Below are 20440 nucleotides of genomic sequence, written 5' to 3' on the forward strand. Positions count from 1 at the left end.
GGTGCTCCGACTAGCCAATGGGTACGAGCAAGGCCACCGGGTATCTCTGCAGAAGCCTTGCGACGTGAACCTCGCCCGGAGGGTAGCTGTTGCCTGTCAGTTCATCCCGGACCGCGCTCCCAAGACGAATGAAGGTGTCCTGCCACCCTCCGTTCCGCTCAAGCTTCCGCGGGAGCCTCGTGGCCAAAGTGATGGCACCGCCCCCGGTGGCAAGGGCGCCACGGTCGAACGCGATCAGATGTTCGGCCGCATGACCCTGGGCATCGACAGCGCTGTAACCGCCGAAAAGCTCCGGCCGGTCCCGGCGCAAGCGCAGTGCCCTGGATGTCACCAACAACTTGGCCAGCTCGTCCCGCGCTTCAGCCTGGACACCGGCGTCGAGGGCTGCGAGGGCGGCCTTCCGCCGTTCGAAGTCGACCGCGCGCCGGTTGTCCGGGTCGGTGAGTGAACGATCCCAGAACTCGGTCCCCTGGTAGACGTCCGGTACGCCCGGCATGGTCAGCTGGACCATCTTCGCCGACAGTGAGTTGGACGTCCCGTACGGGTCCACCAGGGCAACGAACTCTTCCAGGGCTGCCGTCAGCTCGGGCATATCGAAGGCGGCGTCGACGGCGGAGGCGAGCGTCGCTTCGAACGCTTCGTTCGGCTCGGTCCAGCTGGTGGAGTTGCCGGCTTCGCGGGCAGCCTTGAGGACGTAACCCTGGAGGCGTTCACGGCTGGCCGGCCACGCACCTGCGATGGCTTGCCATACGAGGGCTGCGAGTGGCCCGTCGGGAATCGGGGCCAGTTCCTGCATGCGGTCCACGAACGCTTCCCATTCGGGGACTGCCTCGGAGATCGCGGAGATCCTGGCGCGGGTGTCTTCGCTGCGCTTGGTGTCGTGCGTGGTGAGGGTGGTCATGGACAGCGGCAGCAGCGCCTGGCGACGTACCATCCGTTCGTGGAATCCGGGCGCGGTCAAGGCGAATTCCGTCGGATCCGCTCCCACCTCAGTCAGCGTGCCAAGGCGTGTGTAGCGGAAAAACGCGGTGTCTTCCACGCCCTTGGCCATGACCATGCCGGAGGTCTGCTGGAAGCGGCGGCCCAGTTCATGGCTGGCCTCGAGCAGCAGCGGAAGCAGTGCCTTGATGACGGGTTCCAACTCCGGCCTGGTGCGGGCAGCCCGTTCGACGGCCTCCACCAAGGTGTCTTTGCCATACGGGAGGTAGCTCCGGTAGACGTGAAACGAAGCGATGATTTCAGCCAGCGCGTCAACCACCTCCGGGCTGGCTACCCCTGAATTGGGCAGTTCCGGAGAGTCCGGGACGAGCCGTGCGAGCCGCAGGATTTCCGAATGCAGGATGCCGTCCGTGATGCGCCGCTTGGTCCCGTGGATCATGGCTTGGTAATCGGCGGGCGAGCCGGTGCCCCGGAGCCTGGCATCCAAGGCGTCAAGCTGCGCTTCGGCGTCGGGATCCACGAAAAGGCGGTCGACGTCAGCGAGGGCGTCGTACCCGGTGGTCCCCTCACAGTCGAAGTTCTCCGGAAGTTCCTCCCCTGGCTCCAGGATCTTCTCGACGAGCAGATAGGAGCCGGCCGTGGTTTCCTTCAGGCGCTCCAAGTACCCGGCCGGGTCCGCGAGCCCGTCCGGATGATCGATCCTCAGCCCGTCAACAAGCCCGCCCTGGAACCATCGGGCGATCTCCGCGTGGGCTTCATCGAAGACCCAAGGGATTTCGACGCGGATCCCGGCGAGAGTGTTTACCGCGAAGAAGCGGCGGTAATTCAGTTCGCCGTCGGCCCGGCGCCAGCCGACCAGCTCGTAGTGCTGGCGCGCATGGACGTCGCTGGCGTTGTCACCTTCGGCATAGCTTCCTTCGGCCAGCGGGAAGCGGTGATCGAAGTAGCGCAATTCGCCGTCGAGCACTTCCAGCTTGTCGACGTCGTGATCGCTCCCTAGGACCGGAAGGCGGAGCTTTCCGCCGCCGAAGTCCCAGTCGACGTCGAACGCTTCCGCGTAGCGGGAGGCCCTGCCCTCTTTGAGCAGGGACCACCACCAGGCATTTTGCGGGGGCGACGCGACTCCCATGTGATTGGGGACAATGTCTACCAACACCCCGAGGCCGGCTTCCCGAGCCGCCTTGGAGAGCGCCGCGAGCCCTTCGACGCCGCCGCGCGAAGCATCAACGGTGGAGGGGTCTGTGACGTCGTAACCGTGGTCCGAGCCCTCCTCCGCCGTCAGGATGGGCGACAGGTAAACCCAATCCACCCCGAGCTCGCGCAGATAGCCCGTGAGGGCAGCAGCGTCCTGGAGCGTGAACGACGGCCTGATCTGGAGCCTGTACGTGGAGACGGGTGTCCTCATGATCCCCCGTTCTTGTGGGCGCGTGGCTTCCTGGGCTTCTTCGGTGCAGCGCCGGGCTTGTTTTCGGGGTCAGCCTTCGGCTCCGAAGCATGGTGCTTTTTCGGTTCAGGGGTTGCTTCCGGTACAACCTGGAGCTTCCGGGTGGACGGCGACGGTGTAGCCGGCGAAGTCAAGGAAGCCGTTTCGGTGGTGGCCGTCTGCGACAGCGCGGCGAGGGACGCGGCCACGGAATGGTCCGGGTCCGTGTCCGGGACGCTGTGTGCCCTCAGCACCACGAGTGATTTGGCCCCAACACCCAGGACCGCTTCTGCCTGCACGGGTTCGGTATCGGCGCCGCCGCCGGCGGTGTCGATGATGATGTCCCACGCGGGTGCGTATTCGTCCGAGGGCACCTTGAAACCGACTTCGTCGTCGTGGGCGTTGAAGTAGAGCAGGAAGTTGACGTCCGTGATGCGCCGGCCTTGGTTGTCCCGGCCGCGGATCCCGTCACCGTTGAGGAACACGCCCACGGAGCGGCCGAAGCCGCTGTCCCAGTCCGACGGCGTCATGGTGGTTCCGTCGACGTCAAGCCATACGATGTCCGGAAGCCGTTCGCCTTCTCCTCGCAGTACCGGGCGTCCGTCGAAGAAGCGGCTGCGCCTGAAGGTGGGGTGCTTGGCGCGCAAGGCACTGACCGCTGCCGTGAACTCCACTAGCGGCTGGTCCACGCTGTCCCAGTTGATCCACGTCAGTTCGGAATCCTGGCAGTAGCCGTTGTTGTTGCCCCGCTGCGTCCGGCCAAGCTCGTCACCGTGCAGCAGCATTGGGACACCCTGGGACAAGAGCATGGAGGCGATGAAGTTCCGCTGCTGGCGGGCTCGAAGGCCAAGGACCTTCGGGTCCTCCGTGGGTCCTTCGACGCCGCAGTTCCAGGAACGGTTGTGGGATTCTCCGTCGTTGTTCCCTTCGCCGTTCGCCTCGTTGTGCTTCTCGTTGTAGGACACCAAGTCAGCCAGAGTGAATCCGTCGTGGGCCGTGACGAAGTTGATGGAGGCCACCGGGCGCCGGCCGGAGTGCTCGTAAAGGTCCGCCGATCCGGTCAACCGCGAGGCGAACTCGCCCAAAGTGGAGGGCTCGCCGCGCCAGAAGTCGCGGACCGTGTCCCGGTACTTGCCGTTCCATTCCGTCCACTGCGGCGGGAAATTGCCCACCTGGTAACCGCCGGGACCGACGTCCCACGGCTCGGCGATCAGCTTGACCTGCGAAACCACGGGATCCTGCTGGATGAGTTCGAAGAAGGTGGACAGCTTGTCCACATCGTAGAACTCACGGGCCAGCGTGGATGCGAGGTCGAAGCGGAAACCGTCCACGTGCATTTCGGTGACCCAATAGCGCAGCGAATCCATGAGCAGCTGCAGCGAATGCGGACTGCGCACGTTCAGCGAATTGCCGGTGCCCGTGTAGTCCATGTAGTGCTTCTCGTCGCCCTCCATCAGACGGTAGTACGCGGAGTTGTCGATGCCCTTGAAAGACAGCGTGGGGCCGAGGTGGTTGCCTTCGGCTGTGTGGTTGTACACGACGTCGAGAATGACCTCGATGCCGGCCCGGTGGAGGGAACGGACCATGGCCTTGAAGTCCTGGACCTGCTGGCCGGTATCGCCCTTGGAACTGTAGCTGTTGTGCGGGGCAAAGAACCCGATCGTGTTGTAACCCCAGTAGTTGTTCAGTCCTTTGTCCTGCAGGATGCCATCGTTCGTGAACTGGTGCACCGGCATGAGCTCGATCGCCGTCACCCCGAGCTTTTGCAAGTGGGAAATCACCGCCGGATGGGCCACGCCGGCGTACGTGCCGCGCTGCTCCTCAGGAACCTCGGGGTGGAGCTGGGTCAGGCCCTTGACGTGCGCCTCGTAAATCACGGACCGGTGGTACGGGATCCGCGGGAGGTGGTCCCCGTCCCAGTCAAAGAACGGGTTGATGACTACGCCCATCATCATGTGGGGCGCGGAATCCTTGTCATTGCGGGAGTCCGGATCCCCCATGTTGTACGAGAAAAGCGCCGGGTCCCAGTCGATCTGCCGGTGGATGGCCTTGGCGTACGGGTCCAGGAGGAGCTTGTTGGGATTGAAGCGCTGGCCGCTAGCAGGGTCGTACGGACCGTGCACGCGGTAGCCATACTTCTGTCCGGGCTGGACGTGCGGAAGGTAGCAATGCCATACATAGCCGTCCACCTCGCTGACGGTGTAGGAAATCTCTTCCCCATCGTCGTCGAAGAGACACAACTCCACCTTTTCCGCCTTCTCGCTGAACAGCGCGAAGTTGGTTCCCGTGCCATCGAAGGTGGCCCCCAACGGGTATGCGGATCCTGGCCAAACGTCCATGTGTTCTCCTTCATGTGCCGGATAACTTTCTGCCAGCCTAGCGAGACTATGCGACTTTCACGGAACATCCGGGATCATCCGGCGCGATGTTCCCCGAGAAATCGGAAGACGTCGGGGACCGCCCGGGCGATGCCGGAAGCGGTCAACGGGCCGCCCCTGGAGGCCGCGCTACCAGCCATTCCGTGGATGCTCGCGCCGACGGCGGCTACCGCAGCCCAGCGCTCGTCAGGGGCGATTCCCAGTGCCGCGAAGGGTCCGTCGTCGTCGAGCCCGGATTCCGCGTACGCTGCAGCCAACGCGCCGACGATCCCGCCAAGGACGTCCCCGCTGCCTGCCGTTGACATCCACGGATTTCCGTCCGACTGGCTGAAGACCGTCCCGGAAGGCGAAGCAACCACTGTTGTGGCACCTTTGAGCAGCACGACGGCGCCCGTGTGTTCGGCCGCTAGCCGGGCGAAGTGCACGGTCCGCGATTCCACGTCTTCACGCGTGACACGCACTTCACCTCGGCCAAGAAGGGCCACGAGCTCACCGGCGTGCGGGGTGAGAATCCAGTTCGGCGGGCAGCGTTCCGGCAGGAGCTCGAGGGCTCCTGCGTCGACGACGGCGGGTTGGCCGGCACTGGACGCCGACGCCAGTACGTCACGGGCCCGCTGGAGTTGTTCGACACCGTCCAGGCCAGGACCGAGCAGCCACGCCTGGACCCGGCCGGGCTCGGCGGGCTCCCAGATGGCTTCGGGGGTCCGCGCCAGGACCTGCCGCGCGACCACTTCCGGGCCGAGGTACCGCACCATGCCCGACCCGGCCGCCGACGCGGCCTGGACACAGAGCGCCGCAGCCCCGGTGTAGCGCCCGGAACCTGCCACTATGCCCAGGACTCCCCTGGTGTACTTCTGGGCCCGGCGCCCCGGGTCCGGAAGCACGGCGGCCAGGTCAGGGGCGGAGAAACGGCGCAGGGCAGGTGCCGGAAGATTTTCCTCGATGCCTATGGGTACCAGGATCACGCGGCCGGCGCTGCCCTCACCCGGATCGGCCATCAGCCCGGCTTTGATTCCCCCGAATGCCACGGTCAGCCGCGCCGTCAATACAGGCCAGTGGACCTCCCCTGTGTCGGCGTCCACGCCGCTGGGAGTATCGCAGGCCACCACCAGGCCGGGCCTGAGTTCTTCCAAGGCGGCAACCAATTCCGCGGCCGAACCGCGGAGGCCGCCCCGGGCACCAGTGCCCAGGATCGCGTCGATGACTACGTCGTCGCCGGCAATCAGCACGGCTAGTTCTTCGGCGTTGTCCTCATCCAAAACGTGAACGCGTCCACCGGCGGCGCGGAAGGCCGCGAGGGCGTCCGGATGGGCCGAACCGGCGGTGAGTACCGCCGTCGTGCGCATGCCGCGCCTCGCGAGCGTTGCCGCGGCGAAGAGGCCGTCCCCGCCGTTGTTCCCTTTGCCGGCCAGCACCGTGACGCTCGAGCCGTACAGGCGACGCCCCTCGGAACGTAGTTCCCGGACGACGGCGTTTGCCAGACCGTAGGCTGCGCGCTGCATGAGAACAGCGCCATCGCCGGCATCAAGAAGCGGTTGTTCCGCTGCCCTGATCTGTGTTCCGGTGAAGGCGCTGATCATGGTTTCTTGCGCTGCTACGCTTCGGCGATGACCATGGCAGTGGCGATTCCGCCATCGTGGCTCATGGACACGTGCCAGCGCTTCACGCCTATGGAATCGGCAACTGCCAGGACGGTGCCCTTCACCTTGATGGTGGGGCCGTTCTGGTCCAGGCCGATCCAGCAGTCCTGCCAGTTCATGCCCGCGGGAGCTCCCAAGACCTTGGCCACGGCTTCCTTGGCCGCGAAGCGCGCGGCCAAGGACCGCGTGTTGAGCTCGCGTTCCGCGGGAACGAACAAACGGTCACGGAGGCCCGGGGTCCGCTCGAGTTGGCGCCCGAAGCGCTCTATGTCTACGACGTCTACGCCTATGCCAACAATCATGCCGTTATTCTACGGTCACGCTCTTGGCGAGGTTGCGCGGCTGGTCCACGTCGTACCCCTTGGCCTTGGCGAGCTCTGCGGCAAAAATCTGCAGTGGAACAGTGGTGAGAAGCGGCATCAGCAGGGTAGGTGTCTGGGGGACGTAGAAAACGTGCTCGGCGTAAGCCCGCACGGCTTCGTCGCCTTCCTCGGCGATCACCAGCGTGCGCGCACCGCGGGCGCGGATTTCCTGGATGTTGCTAACAACCTTCGCGTGGAGGGAATCGCGGCCCCGAGGCGAGGGAACCACCACAAAGACGGGCTGCCCTTCGTCGATCAGGGCGATCGGACCGTGCTTGAGCTCACCGGCAGCGAACCCTTCAGCGTGGATATACGCGATTTCCTTGAGCTTCAGCGCGCCCTCGAGTGCTACCGGGAAGCCCACATGGCGGCCCAGGAAGAGGACCGACTTCTCGTCCTTCATGCTGCGGGCGAGCTCGCGGAGGGGACCCGCGTTGTCGAGGATCTTCTGGATGTGGGCGGGAATCTTGCCAAGGTCCGCCAGGACGTCCTTGATCTGGCCGGAGAAGATGTTTCCGCGCAACTGGGCGAGGTAGAGGCCCAGGAGGTAGGCGGCGGTGATCTGGGCCAGGAACGCCTTGGTGGAAGCGACGGCGATCTCCGGACCGGCGTGGGTGTAGAGAACGGCGTCGGATTCGCGCGGGATGGTGGATCCGTTGGTGTTGCAGATGGAGATCGTCTTGGCGCCCTGTTCGCGGGCGTAACGGACCGCCATCAGGGTGTCCATGGTCTCGCCGGACTGGCTGATGGACACCACCAGCGTGTTGGCGTCAACGATCGGGTCGCGGTAGCGGAATTCGTGCGCAAGCTCCACCTCGGTGGGGATGCGGCACCAGTTCTCGATGGCGTACTTGGCGACCATCCCGGCGTATGCGGCCGTGCCACAGGCCAGGACGATGATCTTGTTGACCTGCTTGAGCAACTCGGGGTCGATCCGGAGCTCGCTCAAAGTCAGCTGGCCGTTGATGTCCGAGCGGCCGAGGAGGGTTTGGGTGACCGCGTCGGGCTGGTCGTGGATTTCCTTCTCCATGAAGGAGCTGAAGCCGCCCTTTTCCGCAGAAGCCGGGTCCCAGTCAACGTGGTATTCCTTGCCCTGGGCGGGGGCGCCGAAGAAGTCCGTGATCTCCACGGTGTCGGCGGTGATGGTGACGATCTGGTCCTGGCCAAGCTCGACGGCGCGGCGCGTGTGGTCGATGAAACCGGAAACGTCGGAGCCAAGGAAGTTCTCGCCTTCCCCCAGTCCTACGACAAGGGGGGAATTGCGACGCGCGGCGACGACGACGTCGGGCCGTTCCGCGTGCACGGCGAGGAGCGTGAACGCGCCTTCGAGCCGCTGGCACGCGAGCTGCATCGCCTTGGTGAGCCTGCCGTTGGAGGAGTCGCCATTGAGTTGGTTGCGGAAAATATCGCCCAGCAGTGCTGCCGCCACCTCGGTGTCCGTCTCCGATTCGAAAGTGACACCCTTGGCGATGAGCTCCTGCTTGAGCTCGGCGAAGTTTTCGATAATTCCGTTGTGGATCATCGCCAGGCGCCCGCCATCGGCCAGATGCGGGTGGGCGTTCTGGTCGGTGGGTCCGCCGTGGGTGGCCCAACGGGTGTGGCCGATGCCGGTCAGCGAGTCCGGGAGCGGATTTCCCTCGAGCTCGTTCAGTAGATTGCTCAGTTTCCCGGACTTCTTCCGGGCTGTGATGGCTCCATCAGCCACCACTGCTACTCCGGCTGAATCATAGCCCCGGTATTCAAGCCTCCGGAGTCCTTCAAGTACGACGTCGAGGGCCGAGTGCCCGGCATCTGCCCGGCGGGATGAATTGCCAACGTAACCTACGATTCCACACATGCCTACAAGAGTAGCGGTTGCCCCGCGAAATGGACGTAGGATATCCGGGCCCGCAATCAGCCCAGGCCGCGGAATATGCAGGTTCATGCACCTTTTCCGGGAGAGCATGCTCACACAAAATCTGCCCGCCGTTCATGCTGTATTTCCGGATCAGCCAACGGAGGGGCAGAATCTCTATGGTGACTTTGCAACGCAACGAAGCGAACGGCGACAGCTCCTCTCCGTTCGTGGAACTGGACAGGCAGACGTGGTCCCGGCTCGGTGCGCAGATGGAGCAGCCGCTTAACGAAGAGGACATCATCCGGCTTCGCGGCCTTGGCGATCCCCTGGACATGAAGGAAATCCGCGAGGTCTACCTCCCGCTCTCCCGCTTGTTGCACCTCTATGTCCAGGCGTCACAACAGCTTCATGCAGCCACAACCACCTTTCTTGGCGAGCAGACCCAGCGCACGCCCTTCGTAATCGGCGTCGCGGGTTCGGTGGCGGTCGGCAAGTCCACTATCGCCCGCGTGCTGCGCGAGATGCTCCGCCGCTGGCCCGGCACCCCGAACGTCGAACTCATCACCACCGACGGGTTCCTGTATCCCCTCGCCGAGTTGAAGCGCCGGCACTTGCTCGAACGCAAGGGCTTTCCGGAGTCCTACGACCGCAGGGCCTTGCTTCGATTCGTGAGTGCGATCAAGGGGGGCGCCGAAGAAGTCCGGGCTCCTTGGTATTCGCACGTCACCTACGACATCGTCCCGGACAAGGAAGTAGTGGTCCGGCGGCCCGACGTCCTGATCGTCGAGGGCCTCAACGTGTTGGCCCCCGCCCGTCCCCGGCAGGACGGCCGGCAAGGCTTGGCCCTGAGCGACTTCTTTGATTTCTCCATTTACGTTGACGCCAAGACTTCCTACATCGAAGACTGGTACGTGGACCGTTTCCGCAAGCTTCGAAGCACCGCGTTCGCCCAGCCGGAATCCTACTTCCATCGTTACGCGACGCTCTCCGATGCCGAGGCCGAAGCCACTGCACGCGGCATTTGGAAGCGGATCAACGAGCCCAACCTTGAGGAAAACGTGCTCCCCACCCGCGGCCGGGCGCAACTTGTCCTCACCAAGGATGCCGACCATTCCATCCGCCGCATGCTACTCCGAAAGGTCTAGCACGGATGTGCTACAACTGCGGCCCCAGCCGAAGGTCCTTCGCGACGCTTCTTGCCGCAGGGGCGGGAATGGCGGCCTTGGCGGCCTGCAGCCCGGATACCCGGGTCGCCTCGCCCACGTCGGCACCGTCCCCCTCGGGTCTCCAAACCGCGACGCCGACCGTTGCGACCACGACGGCGGTTCCCACCGCAGCGGCGAGCGAGCCGCCGTCGAGCGCACCGCCGTCGAGCGCACCGCCGTCGAAGGCTCCGCCGTCGGGGGTCCTGTCCCAGCAGTTTTCCTTGAGCGACCCGGCGAGCCAGTGGGTCATCGTCAACAAGCACCGGCCGCTGACCCCCTTGCAGTTTGTCCCTCCCGACCTGGTACAGCCCCGCGTGCAACTCGCAGTCAGCGGAGAGGCGTCCCTCCTCAACAGCACCACCGCCGCAGCGGCCGAAAAGCTCTTCGCAGCAGCCGCCTCGGAAGGCGCCACCATGACCTTGGCGTCCGGTTACCGCTCCTTCCAGACCCAAACCGCCACATACAACGGCTACGTGAGCACGCGCGGCCAGGCCTCGGCGGACACGGCTTCCGCCCGTCCCGGCTTCTCGGAACACCAGACCGGTTGGGCCTTCGACATCGGCGACGGCGGCGGGGCGTGCAGCTTCGAACCCTGCTTCGCTGATCAGCCGGCGGCCGTCTGGGCCAAAGCGAATGCGTTCAAGTACGGATTTGTTGTCAGATACCCGTGGATGCTCAATGAGATCACGGGCTACTACTACGAGCCCTGGCATTTGCGATTCGTCGGGGTTGAGGCTGCGACGGATATGGCCAAGCGGGGCATCGGCACCCTCGAGGAGTACTTTGGACTCGAAGCGGCGCCGGGCTACCCCTAACGGTTGATTAACCAGGAAAGTTTCCGACACTCCCGAAAATTGAACGGCCGCTCACTTTGAATTTACAAGCATGCACTAGCTTGGTGCCATGTTGAGTGGATTTAAGAATTTCATTCTGAAGGGCAACGTCGTAGACCTTGCCGTAGCCGTCGTCATGGGTGCCGCCTTCGGTGCAGTTGTTGATGCACTCGTCAAGAACGTCCTCATGCCGCTGATCGCTGCCTTGGTTGGATCCCCCAACTTTGACAGTTTCGCGAAGGTGACCATCAACGGAAATGACCTGCAGTTCGGCGTTTTGCTGACCGCGATCGTCAACTTCGTCCTGGTAGCAGCCGCAATCTATTTCGTCGTGGTGGCTCCGATGAACCACCTCATCGAGCGCCGCAACGCCAAGTTGGGCATCACGGAAGACGAGCCGGCGGCGGACCCCGCGGTCACGCTCCTCACGGAGATCCGCGACAGCCTAGCTCAAAGATAAGCACTGCCAAAGGTAAGCACGGCTCAAAGGTAAGCACTGCCAAAGGTAAGTACTTGAGCTAACTGTGGCCCGCCTCCTTATGGAGACGGGCCACAGTTGCTTGCTGGTTTCGGGGCTAGACTGCCAGTTCGCGTGGAATGGCGAGGCGGTCTTCGACGACGCCGGCGAGTTCGGTGCATATGCGGGTGGCCGTTTCCATGTCAGCGGCTTCTACCATCACGCGCACCAGTGCTTCGGTGCCCGACGGCCGGAGGAGCACGCGGCCGGTGTCACCAAGTTCGAGCTCAGCGGCGGCCACTGCGGCAGCGACGCCTTCGTCCGTGGCGGCGCGTGATTTGTCCACGCCCTTCACGTTGATCATGAGCTGCGGCAGCTTGGTCATGGCGCGGGCAAGGTCTTGGAGGGTCCGTCCGGTGCCGGCCACTTGGGCGGCGATCTGAAGTCCGGTCAGGACGCCGTCGCCGGTGGTGGCGTAATCGGAGAAGATCACGTGGCCCGACTGCTCTCCGCCAAGGCTAAAGCCGCCGTCGCGCATTGCCTCCAGGACGTACCGGTCCCCCACCGCGGTCTCGCGGATGGTGATTCCAGCTTCACGCAAGGCGATCTTGAGTCCGAGGTTGCTCATCACGGTGGCTACCAGGACGTCGTCCTTCAGTTTTCCGGACTTCTTCAGCGCGAGGGCCAGGATCGCCATGATCTGGTCACCGTCAACCTCGTTGCCTTCATGGTCCACGGCCAGGCAACGGTCGGCGTCGCCGTCGTGGGCAATGCCGAAGTCCGCGCCGTGTTTGACGACTGCTTCCTTGAGCTGGCCCAGGTGGGTGGAACCGACGCCGTCGTTGATGTTCAGGCCGTCGGGTTCAGCGCCGATCACTACAACTTCGGCGCCGGCACTGGAGAAGACCTGCGGGGAACAGCCGCTGGCTGCACCGTGGGCGCAGTCCAGGACAACCTTGAGGCCCTCAAGACGGTGCGGCAGGGTGCCGAGCAGGTGGACGATGTAGCGGTCCTCGGCGTCCGAGAAGCGCTGGATCCGGCCGACGTCGCCGCCCACGGGGCGTGAGGGTTCCTTGCCGAGCTGGGCCTCGATCGCGTCCTCAACCTCGTCCGGGAGCTTCTGGCCGCCACGGGCAAAGAACTTGATGCCGTTGTCCGGCGCGGGGTTGTGCGAGGCCGAGATCATGACGCCGAAATCGGCATCGAGATCGGCGATGAGGTAGGCCGCTGCGGGCGTGGGCAGCACACCGGCGTCGTACACGTCGATGCCGGAGCTCGAAAGTCCGGCTTCCACCGCTGCGGCGATAAACTCTCCGCTGGCGCGCGGATCCCGGGCGACCACGGCGCGGGGCCGCGTTCCGTTGGCCGCACGCTCGTGGCCAAGGACCACTGCGGCAGCTTGGGCCAACTGAAGAGCAAGCTCCGCGGTGAGCAATCCATTGGCGAGACCACGCACGCCATCTGTTCCAAATAATCTAGCCATCGCGTCCCAGTCTAGACGACGGTTGCAGGGGCCGAGCGAAGGAGTGCCGGAAGGGCCGTGCATACTCCTTCAACCGCGCGATCGATAGAGTGGAACTACTTGACTTGCGCTTTTTGCTCCACTCTAGTAATGCCCCTTAACAAGTATCTACGATTACCGCATGACACCTAGCTCTGGGGGCTTGGCGCTCGAAATAATTGTCCCCGTATTCAACGAGTCCGCCATACTCGAACGAAGCATTTATCGGCTTGCCGACTATCTTTCTCGGGAATTGTTGTACAGCTGGAAAATCACGATTGCCGATAACGCGAGCACGGACGCGACCGGTTTAATTGCGCGGAAGCTCGCTGATGAGGTTCCCAATGTCAGTTATCGGCGCCTTGAGACAAAGGGGCGGGGTTTCGCGCTCCGCGACGCCTGGACATCGTCTGAAGCGAAAGTTCTGGCATATGTCGACGTGGACCTCTCGACCGATTTGGCGGCGTTGCCGCCGCTTATCGCTCCCCTGCTTTCCGGACACTCGGATGTCAGCATCGGCACCCGCCTCGGCCGGACTTCGAGAGTAGTCAGAGGTCCCAAACGGGAATTCATCTCCCGGAGCTACAACCTGATTCTTAAACGGACCATGCAGGTCCAGTTTTCCGACGCCCAGTGCGGCTTTAAGGCCGTCAGGGCAGAAGTCGCGCATCGGCTGCTTCCGTATGTGAAGGACAACTGCTGGTTCTTCGACACCGAACTGTTGATCTTGGCGGAGCGGGCAGGGCTTCGAATCCACGAGATTCCCGTCGACTGGATCGACGATCCAGACAGCAGGGTGGATATCCGCCAAACGGCCATCGACGATATCAGGGGCCTCGTGCGCGTCGCGGGTTCCATGATGAAGGGAAATATCCCTTTGCAAGCGATATACGCGGAGCTGGGGCGAGGACCTATCGCCGCGCCAACGCGTCCAAGTTTCTTCGGCCAAGTGATACGTTTCGGAATCGTCGGCGCGTTCTCCACTCTTGCTTTTGCTTTGCTATATCTGCTGTTCCAGGGCCCGTTTGGTCCACAGCAGGGAAACTTCCTGGCCCTGTTGCTCACGGCCATCGCGAACACGGCCGCCAACCGCCGCTTCACGTTCAGGATCCATGGACCCGAGCGGCAGTTCACCCAACAGTTTCAAGGCCTCGTGGTGTTCCTGGTCGCCTGGGGAATCACTTCCTCTTCCCTGCTACTACTACATGCCATCCATCCGGACGCGTCGCCCAGCACCGAGCTTTTCGTCCTGACCTGCGCAAACATATTTGCAACCCTTGTCCGATTCGTCCTGCTCCGGATCTGGGTCTTCCGGGTTCGTCGGTCGGAGGAACGGCGCACGGGTTTTGCTCTCAATCAGCCAAAAGAGTCGCTACTTTGATCCTGTTGTCCCAAACGGGACGGACATCCGACAAAAAGACCAAGCCCACGGCGAGTGCCTTCCCTTGGGAGAGAACGGGGCTCGGCGTCCTACTCCTGGGAACCCTTATTTCCTTCCTATGGGGCCTTGACCGCAACGGCTGGGCGAACCCGTTCTATTCCGCAGCCGTTCAAGCAGGGTCTGTTAACTGGGAAGCTTTTTTCTATGGTTCAACCGACGCCGGCAATCTGATCACCGTCGACAAGCCGCCGTTGAGCCTGTGGATCATGGCCCTTTCCGTTCGGTTGTTCGGTCTGAGCTCCTGGAGCATCCTCGTTCCACAGGCGCTGATGGGCGTGGCTACCGTCTGGCTGATCTACAAGATCATCCGGCGGAGCTATCCTGCAACTCCAGCGCTCCTTGGCGGTCTGATATATGCCACCACGCCGGTCGTAGTACTGATGTCGCGCTACAACAACCCGGAACCCGTGATGGGCCTCCTGATGGTGGTTTCCTGCTATTTCATCCTGCGGGCGCTGGAAGACAACCGTTGGCGGTGGTACCTACTCGCTGGGGCCGGCTTGGGTTTTGGATTCATGGCTAAACAGATCCAAGCATTCATCATGATTCCGGCATTGCTATTGGCGATCCTTGCCTTTGGAATCGGAAGCCTCGTAGCTCGGATAATGCGTCTGGTCGCTGCCTTGGCGGTGCTCATCGCGTGCGGTGGCTGGTGGATGGCGGTTGTTGACCTTACGCCAGCAAGCGTCCGGCCATACATCGGCGGATCCCAGACGAATAGCGTCTTGGAACTCACGCTGGACTACAACGGACTAGCACGGCTTGTTCAGTTTCCCATTGCCAAAGGCGGCGGACCTGCTGAGGCTAGCAGCGCAGACCTTGCCCCCTACGACGGCGGATTCTCACGGTTGCTAAACGGCAACTTTGCCCCAGAAGCAGGTTGGGCGCTCGCCACCGCAGTCATGTGCCTCCTCGTAGTCTCGGTATTGCACTCTCTGCTGCCAAAGAGCAGGCTGCCCCGCGCCCTCGTGGCGCTTGCCGGAGCCTGGTTTCTCACGAGCTACCTGGTCCTCAGTTTTATGGGGACCATGATTCACACCTATTACGTCTATTCCCTGGCCGCTCCGGTCGCCCTACTTGTACCGCTGGGGCTCCATGTCCTTTGGATGAACCGTACCCGGCTGATAATCCGAATCATCGGGGCCACTCTAATAGCCAGCGCTACCTACATGACCGTCAGGATCTTGGCGTACAGCAATGAGTGGTCTCCATACGTAGCTCCGTTGGTGGTGTCGGTCGGTGCGCTCGCAACCGTCCTATGGATCCTTTCGGCTGGAAAACGCGTCAAGAGAATCACCGCCAGTTTGGTGGCCCTCACATTGATCGCAGGCCCTGTCGCAACTAACCTCTTCACGATTAGCTCTCCGCAAGAGGGAACGAACCCTGTGTCAGGGCCCGTTTCTAACAACCCCGACGCCATTTCAAGTCACCTTCGAGATATTCGTGGCGGTCAGCCAGCATGGGCCCTTCAAGTCGCTTATGGCGCGGATCCGTCTCCCAAAGTCGTCCAACTGCTGACCAACATGGACGCGAGTGTGACTTGGCCGGTCGCAACGTACTCGGCCCAAAATGCTTCGAAATACCAGCTTGCAACATTGAGACCGGTTATTTCAGTGGGCGGCTGGCTCGGGATGGATCCAGCGCCAACGCTTGAACGATTCAAGACTCTTGTAGCTCAAGGCAGAGTTGGTTACTTCATCTGGCAGCAAGACATTATGGACCTAGGCGAACTCGGCCCCCAAGCTTTGGCAATCACCAGCTGGGTGCGGGAAAACTTCAAGGAGGAGTCCATTGATGGTGTACGGATCTACCGCCTCCGGCACTAGCTCGCCCGCCATTCAAGCCACGGGCATGAGTCGCGTGCCAGTTGCCCGTTGGGAAAAGATCACTCTGGCCATGCTGTTGATCTGCGTGGCAATTCTGTACCTTTGGAAGCTGGACCAGAATGGCTGGGCCAACGCGTTCTATTCGGCAGCAGTGCAGTCCGGTGAACACAACTTCACAGCATTCTTTTTCGGGTCTTCCGACTGGGGCAACTCCATCACTGTGGACAAGCCCCCGCTCAGCTTGTGGGTCATGGGGTTGTCCGTCCGCCTAATCGGACTCAACTCTTGGGGCCTCCTAGTTCCCCAGGTCATCATCACGTTGACCAGTACGTTGCTTATCTTCATGCTGATGCGGAGATACTTCCCCTCTGCTGCCGCCTTCCTCGCGGCCACGGTGTTTGCAGTGACGCCCATCACCGTTCTGCTGGCACGTTACAACAATCCGGATCCACTCATGGTCCTGCTAATGATTTCGGCACTCTACGCCGGCGTCCGGGCGACTGAGGCTGGCAGACTGAAGCTCTTGCTCCTCGCGGGCGGATTACTGGCACTTGGATTTCTGACGAAACAGCTTCAAGCATTTCTAGTTCTCCCGGCAATCGCGATCGCCTTTCTGACCTTCGCACGCCTCGCTTGGCGCACTAGGATTCTGTGGCTCGCACTAGCGGGATGCATCTTGACCGTTGGCTCTCTGGCCTGGCCCCTCATGGTCGATCTCACCCCTGCCCAGTTCCGCCCCTTTGTTGGCGGGTCAACGCATAACAGTATGGTTGAGCTGACCCTGGGGTATAACGGCCTCGACCGGGTCGTGCAGCGGCAGGATGACCCTTCGGCTGCGCTGATTCCGCCACAGTTCAGGGGCTTCGACTCAGACGCAGGACTTTTTAGGCTGTTCAACCCCAATTACGGTCAGGAAGCGGGCTGGCTACTGCTTGCGGCTCTGCTCAGTTGCGTGGGAATCGCCTGGGCCATTGCCAAACGGCGACTTTGTCGAAACGAAGCGATTCTTGCCACCGCCGCGGGCCTCTGGTTCTTGACTACCTACCTGACACTGAGCTTCATGAGTCAAGGCTTCCATTCCTACTACACCGCGTCTCTGTCCCCACCATTAGCCCTTTGCGTCGGTATCGGCCTCCGTTTGATGTTGTTGGCTGCACCAACGATATCCGGACGGGTGTGGATCAGTCTCGCGCTAGTCGTGAGCTTCATTTTCGCAAACGCCATTTGGCATCTTAGCGACGTGTTTCCTGAATGGCTTGGAAACACCATTCTGATCGTTGGATCGGTATCCGCCGCTGCCACCGCAGTCCCCGCACCATGGCCGTGGCTGGAACGAAGCAGCGCTCTCGCGGCGATTGGGGCGCTGCTGATAGGACCTGTCTTCTGTAGCCTTGTCACCGTCAGTTCACCCCAATCCGGTTCCAATCCGTTGTCTGGCGGCCTGTCCAAGAACCCGAACTCATTGAGCCGGTTTCTCGAAGGGGCCAAGCAACAAGATCCAGCATGGGCCCATGGACTGGGATTTGGGAATAGCCCGGGAAAAGGTATCTTGGACAGGCTCCGGTCGGCGCCTGTGAGGTGTGTCTGGGCCGCCGCTAGCTATCCGGCCCAGACAGCAGCGCGCTTTCAGCTTGAGTCTTCTCGCGCCATCATGCCAATTGGCGGGTTTGCTGCATTGGATCCCAGCCCGACTTTGAAGCAGTTCAAGGATTGGGTCGAGGCAGGGCAAATCTGCTACTTGGTCGAGCAGCCCGAGCAACTGAAGGTTCCAGGAAATAGTCCGGAACTCACGGCGATTCAGAATTGGGTAGGTGCCACTTTCCACTCAGATGTCACTGATGGCACCACGGTGTACGACCTAGGAAACCCATTGGAAAGTAGCCACTAAACGCGAAAAGGCCCGCCCCGCCAATCGGCGGAACGGGCCTCTGCAGGGCGCTTTAGCGCTTGGAGTACTGCTGAGCCTTGCGTGCCTTCTTGAGACCAGCCTTCTTACGCTCGATGACGCGGGCGTCACGACGCAGGAAGCCGGCCTTCTTCAGGGTGGCGCGGTTGTTCTCGGCGTCGATCTCGTTCAGCGAACGGGCGATGCCGAGACGCAGTGCACCGGCCTGGCCGGAAATGCCGCCACCGTGGATGCGTGCGAAGACGTCGTAGGCGCCGTCAAGATCAAGGATCTTGAAGGGCTCGTTGACGTCCTGCTGGTGCAGCTTGTTCGGGAAGTAGTTGGCCAGCTCGCGGCCGTTGATGATCCACTTGCCGGTGCCGGGCACGATGCGAACACGTGCAACAGCTTCTTTACGACGGCCAACTGCGGCGCCGGCAACGGTAAGTGCCGGGCGCTCCTTCTTCGGCGCTTCTGCTTCTGCAGGACCGCTCTCCGAGGTGTAGCTGGTCAGGTTTTCCTCAGCCACAACGGCCTCGGTGGTCAGTTCTTCGTTCTGAGCCACGATTCTCCTTGATTAAAAGTTGTTTGGTGGCCAGGACTACTGGGCGACCTGGGTGATTTCGAAAGTCTTGGGCTGCTGGGCGGCGTGCGGGTGCTCTGCACCGCGGTACACCTTCAGCTTGCCCAGCTGCTGTGCAGCGAGGGAGTTCTTCGGGAGCATGCCCTTGATGGCCTTCTCCACGGCGCGGACCGGGTTGGATTCCAGCAGTTCCGCGTAGTTTACGGAGGTCAAGCCGCCCGGGTAGCCGGAGTGGCGGTATGCGCGCTTCTGCTCCAGCTTGGCGCCGGTCAGGGCGACCTTTTCAGCGTTGATGATGATGACGAAGTCGCCCATGTCCATGTGGGACGCAAAGGTCGGCTTGTGCTTTCCGCGCAGCAGTGTTGCGGTCTGGCTGGCAAGACGACCAAGGACAACGTCGGTGGCATCGATGACGTGCCACTGGCGGTTGATATCGCCGGGCTTCGGGGTGTACGTACGCACGGTTTTGCCTCGTTCTTGTTCTGGCGTTCATGTTTTAGGCGGCACGCTTGAAGCGTGTGCCTACTAGGTATGCGTTACCGGAGCAGAGGTGAGGGCTCTATGTACCAGTCATCCCGAAGTCCCGATATGCCTGTCGAGTTAACGATCCTGCAACTGGATCCCCAAGCGGGCATGTGTCATCGAGAAAGGACACGCACAACGACTATCAACAATAGCGGCAAGGAGCTTCAGGGTCAAAATAGGCTGGCAACCAGCGTGAACAACTGAGACCCTTCCTGAGCTCCTAGGAGATGCGATGACAGCAACTGCCGCCCAGCCCTTGCTTGTGGCCGCCTTCGGGCTCCTGGGGCTGCTCACGAGCCCTATGGCAGAGCTTCTGATCACTTGGTCCATGCCGCGGCTTGGCGGGCTCCCTTCCCCCGCCATAAGGCTCACGACGGCGGTTGCCACCGCGGTGTTGTTTGCCCTCATGACGCTGCGGTTCGGCTTGTCTCCGGCACTCCCCGCATTTCTCCTCCTGTCAGTGCTCGCCGTGCAGCTGTCACGCGTCGATATCGCGCACCATTTGCTCCCAAACCCGCTGGTCCTGGTGCTGCTTGCGTCCGGGCTTGGTCTGTTAACTATGTCGGCTGTGCTTGTTCCGGACTGGCCGGGGCTGCTGCGCGCGGCTGCCGGCGGCGTCATCTTCTTCCTGGGGTACTTAATTCTCGGACTAATTTCTCCGGGAGGCCTCGGAATGGGCGACGTGAAGCTCTCGGCACCACTCGGAATGTACTTGGGCTACTTGGGCTGGACCCACGTGTTCTACGGGGGACTGCTGGGCTTCGTGGTGGGCGGGGTGGTGACGGTGCTGATGTTGCGCCTGAAGCGCGGAACCAAGCCATCTGAGGTGGCACACGGACCTGCCATGTTCGCCGCGGCAATTGGAGTGGCCCTTCTCGTTGCGTGATCCCACGGCGAGCCCTCCCGGGTTGCCTCACTCCCCAGGAGTCCCATCCGCGTCGAAACTAGGTAGTACTTAGGCAGAAAAACCGAGTACCACGCGGGGTCGCTTCGAGTAGTCGATAGCACTCGACCTAGAAAAGACGAGTACCACTACGCATTGTTTGTTAACCCTCCCGAGAGCAATTCTTGTCCTATCGAAATCCGAACGCCAAACGGGATATGTGGCAACTGGAATTCGTAGACAAATTCACTTATCTGGGAAAGGTTTTTCCAATGTCAACTCTCATGATCTCCACACTCGCATTTATCGCCGGTATCAAAGACAAGCTCACCTCCGAAAAGGGTGCAACGGCAACTGAGTATTCACTCTTGGTTGGCCTCATTGCCCTTGTCATCGTCGTCGGAGTGACTGCGTTCGGGACCAATCTGAACACCTTCTTCAGTGGCCTCGCCTCCAAGGTCGGCACCTGGTAGCGAACTTCTCTGGACCCGATAGGCCTCGACATGTTCAATTTCAAGGAACAATTTCGCAGAGTCAAACTCGGCCTCGTCCACCTCGCCGCTGAAAAGGGAGCCACGGCCACAGAGTATTCATTGCTGGTCGGCCTCATCGCCCTTGTCATCGTCGTTGGAGTGACTGCGTTCGGCACCAACCTGAACACCTTCTTCAGTGGCCTCGCCAGCACAGTCGGCACCTGGTAGCTAAGCAAAAGCGTTGTGCCG

The 20440-nt window shown here is 62.0% G+C and carries 18 protein-coding genes; 9 read left to right on the top strand and 9 right to left on the bottom strand.

What is annotated here, in order from left to right:
• Positions 1–10 precede the first annotated feature (10 nt).
• The 5 genes from treY to glmS form a co-directional block, all read right to left on the bottom strand.
• The gene (treY, locus tag VLA65_RS06035) at positions 11–2344 is read right to left on the bottom strand and encodes a malto-oligosyltrehalose synthase (RefSeq protein ID WP_332602023.1); all 2334 of its coding nucleotides are present in this window, start codon (positions 2342–2344) and stop codon (positions 11–13) included.
• Complete coding sequence (gene glgX, locus VLA65_RS06040; RefSeq protein WP_306958953.1) at positions 2341–4701, bottom strand: glycogen debranching protein GlgX; 2361 nt, start codon at positions 4699–4701, stop codon at positions 2341–2343. Before glgX ends, treY begins: the two co-directional genes overlap by 4 nt.
• A gap of 74 nt (positions 4702–4775) precedes the next feature.
• A complete protein-coding gene (locus tag VLA65_RS06045) occupies positions 4776–6320 on the bottom strand; it encodes an NAD(P)H-hydrate epimerase (RefSeq protein WP_332602024.1) in 1545 nt (514 codons plus the stop codon).
• 14 nt (positions 6321–6334) lie between these two features.
• On the bottom strand, positions 6335–6682 hold the full coding sequence (locus VLA65_RS06050; protein ID WP_059387406.1) for a holo-ACP synthase: 348 nt from the start codon (positions 6680–6682) through the stop codon (positions 6335–6337).
• 4 nt (positions 6683–6686) lie between these two features.
• Positions 6687–8579 carry a glutamine--fructose-6-phosphate transaminase (isomerizing) gene (glmS, locus tag VLA65_RS06055; protein WP_284991849.1) on the bottom strand — a complete coding sequence of 631 codons (1893 nt, stop codon included), beginning with the start codon at positions 8577–8579 and terminating at the stop codon, positions 6687–6689.
• A 176-nt stretch (positions 8580–8755) separates the two neighbouring features.
• Here glmS and coaA point away from each other — a divergent pair, with 176 nt between their 5' ends.
• Positions 8756–9724, top strand: coding sequence for a type I pantothenate kinase (gene coaA / locus VLA65_RS06060; protein WP_059387404.1), 969 nt, complete (start codon positions 8756–8758; stop codon positions 9722–9724).
• 10 nt (positions 9725–9734) lie between these two features.
• Here coaA and VLA65_RS21985 read toward each other — a convergent pair whose 3' ends face one another.
• Positions 9735–10034, bottom strand: coding sequence for a hypothetical protein (locus tag VLA65_RS21985; RefSeq protein WP_442880200.1), 300 nt, complete (start codon positions 10032–10034; stop codon positions 9735–9737).
• Here VLA65_RS21985 and VLA65_RS06065 point away from each other — a divergent pair.
• Both VLA65_RS06065 and mscL read left to right on the top strand, forming a co-directional pair.
• Complete coding sequence (locus VLA65_RS06065; RefSeq protein WP_442880201.1) at positions 10006–10599, top strand: M15 family metallopeptidase; 594 nt, start codon at positions 10006–10008, stop codon at positions 10597–10599. The genes VLA65_RS21985 and VLA65_RS06065 overlap by 29 nt on opposite strands.
• A gap of 88 nt (positions 10600–10687) precedes the next feature.
• Positions 10688–11077, top strand: coding sequence for a large conductance mechanosensitive channel protein MscL (mscL, locus tag VLA65_RS06070; RefSeq protein WP_059387399.1), 390 nt, complete (start codon positions 10688–10690; stop codon positions 11075–11077).
• Positions 11078–11192: 115 nt separating this feature from the next.
• Here the strand turns inward: mscL and glmM are convergent, their stop codons facing one another.
• Complete coding sequence (glmM, locus tag VLA65_RS06075) at positions 11193–12557, bottom strand: phosphoglucosamine mutase (protein WP_306958957.1); 1365 nt, start codon at positions 12555–12557, stop codon at positions 11193–11195.
• A 160-nt stretch (positions 12558–12717) separates the two neighbouring features.
• Between glmM and VLA65_RS06080 the strand changes: the two genes are divergently transcribed.
• From VLA65_RS06080 to VLA65_RS06090, 3 genes are read left to right on the top strand one after another with little or no spacing between them, the layout of a single operon-like run.
• Positions 12718–13956: a bifunctional glycosyltransferase family 2/GtrA family protein gene (locus VLA65_RS06080; protein WP_059387398.1), complete on the top strand. Its 1239-nt coding sequence runs from the start codon at positions 12718–12720 to the stop codon at positions 13954–13956.
• Entirely contained in the window at positions 13953–15842 is a 1890-nt protein-coding gene (locus VLA65_RS06085) for a glycosyltransferase family 39 protein (RefSeq protein ID WP_332602027.1), read from the top strand. Before VLA65_RS06080 ends, VLA65_RS06085 begins: the two co-directional genes overlap by 4 nt.
• Positions 15811–17730 (top strand): ArnT family glycosyltransferase, encoded by a 1920-nt coding sequence (locus tag VLA65_RS06090; protein ID WP_332602028.1) that lies wholly within the window; start codon positions 15811–15813, stop codon positions 17728–17730. Before VLA65_RS06085 ends, VLA65_RS06090 begins: the two co-directional genes overlap by 32 nt.
• A 52-nt stretch (positions 17731–17782) precedes the next feature.
• Here VLA65_RS06090 and rpsI read toward each other — a convergent pair whose 3' ends face one another.
• Together rpsI and rplM are read right to left on the bottom strand one after the other, a co-directional pair.
• Positions 17783–18292: a 30S ribosomal protein S9 gene (gene rpsI, locus VLA65_RS06095; protein WP_059387396.1), complete on the bottom strand. Its 510-nt coding sequence runs from the start codon at positions 18290–18292 to the stop codon at positions 17783–17785.
• 36 nt (positions 18293–18328) lie between these two features.
• Positions 18329–18772 (bottom strand): 50S ribosomal protein L13, encoded by a 444-nt coding sequence (rplM, locus tag VLA65_RS06100; RefSeq protein ID WP_024817563.1) that lies wholly within the window; start codon positions 18770–18772, stop codon positions 18329–18331.
• A gap of 295 nt (positions 18773–19067) precedes the next feature.
• Here rplM and VLA65_RS06105 point away from each other — a divergent pair, with 295 nt between their 5' ends.
• From VLA65_RS06105 to VLA65_RS06115, 3 genes are all read left to right on the top strand, one after another.
• Positions 19068–19721 carry a prepilin peptidase gene (locus VLA65_RS06105; protein WP_332602029.1) on the top strand — a complete coding sequence of 218 codons (654 nt, stop codon included), beginning with the start codon at positions 19068–19070 and terminating at the stop codon, positions 19719–19721.
• 269 nt (positions 19722–19990) lie between these two features.
• The gene (locus VLA65_RS06110; protein WP_332602030.1) at positions 19991–20191 is read left to right on the top strand and encodes a Flp family type IVb pilin; all 201 of its coding nucleotides are present in this window, start codon (positions 19991–19993) and stop codon (positions 20189–20191) included.
• Positions 20192–20221: 30 nt separating this feature from the next.
• Positions 20222–20419 carry a Flp family type IVb pilin gene (locus VLA65_RS06115; protein ID WP_332602031.1) on the top strand — a complete coding sequence of 66 codons (198 nt, stop codon included), beginning with the start codon at positions 20222–20224 and terminating at the stop codon, positions 20417–20419.
• The last annotated feature ends 21 nt before the right edge of the window (positions 20420–20440 follow it).

Source organism: Arthrobacter sp. S2(2024), from assembly GCF_036662515.1.
Lineage (GTDB): Bacteria > Actinomycetota > Actinomycetes > Actinomycetales > Micrococcaceae > Arthrobacter.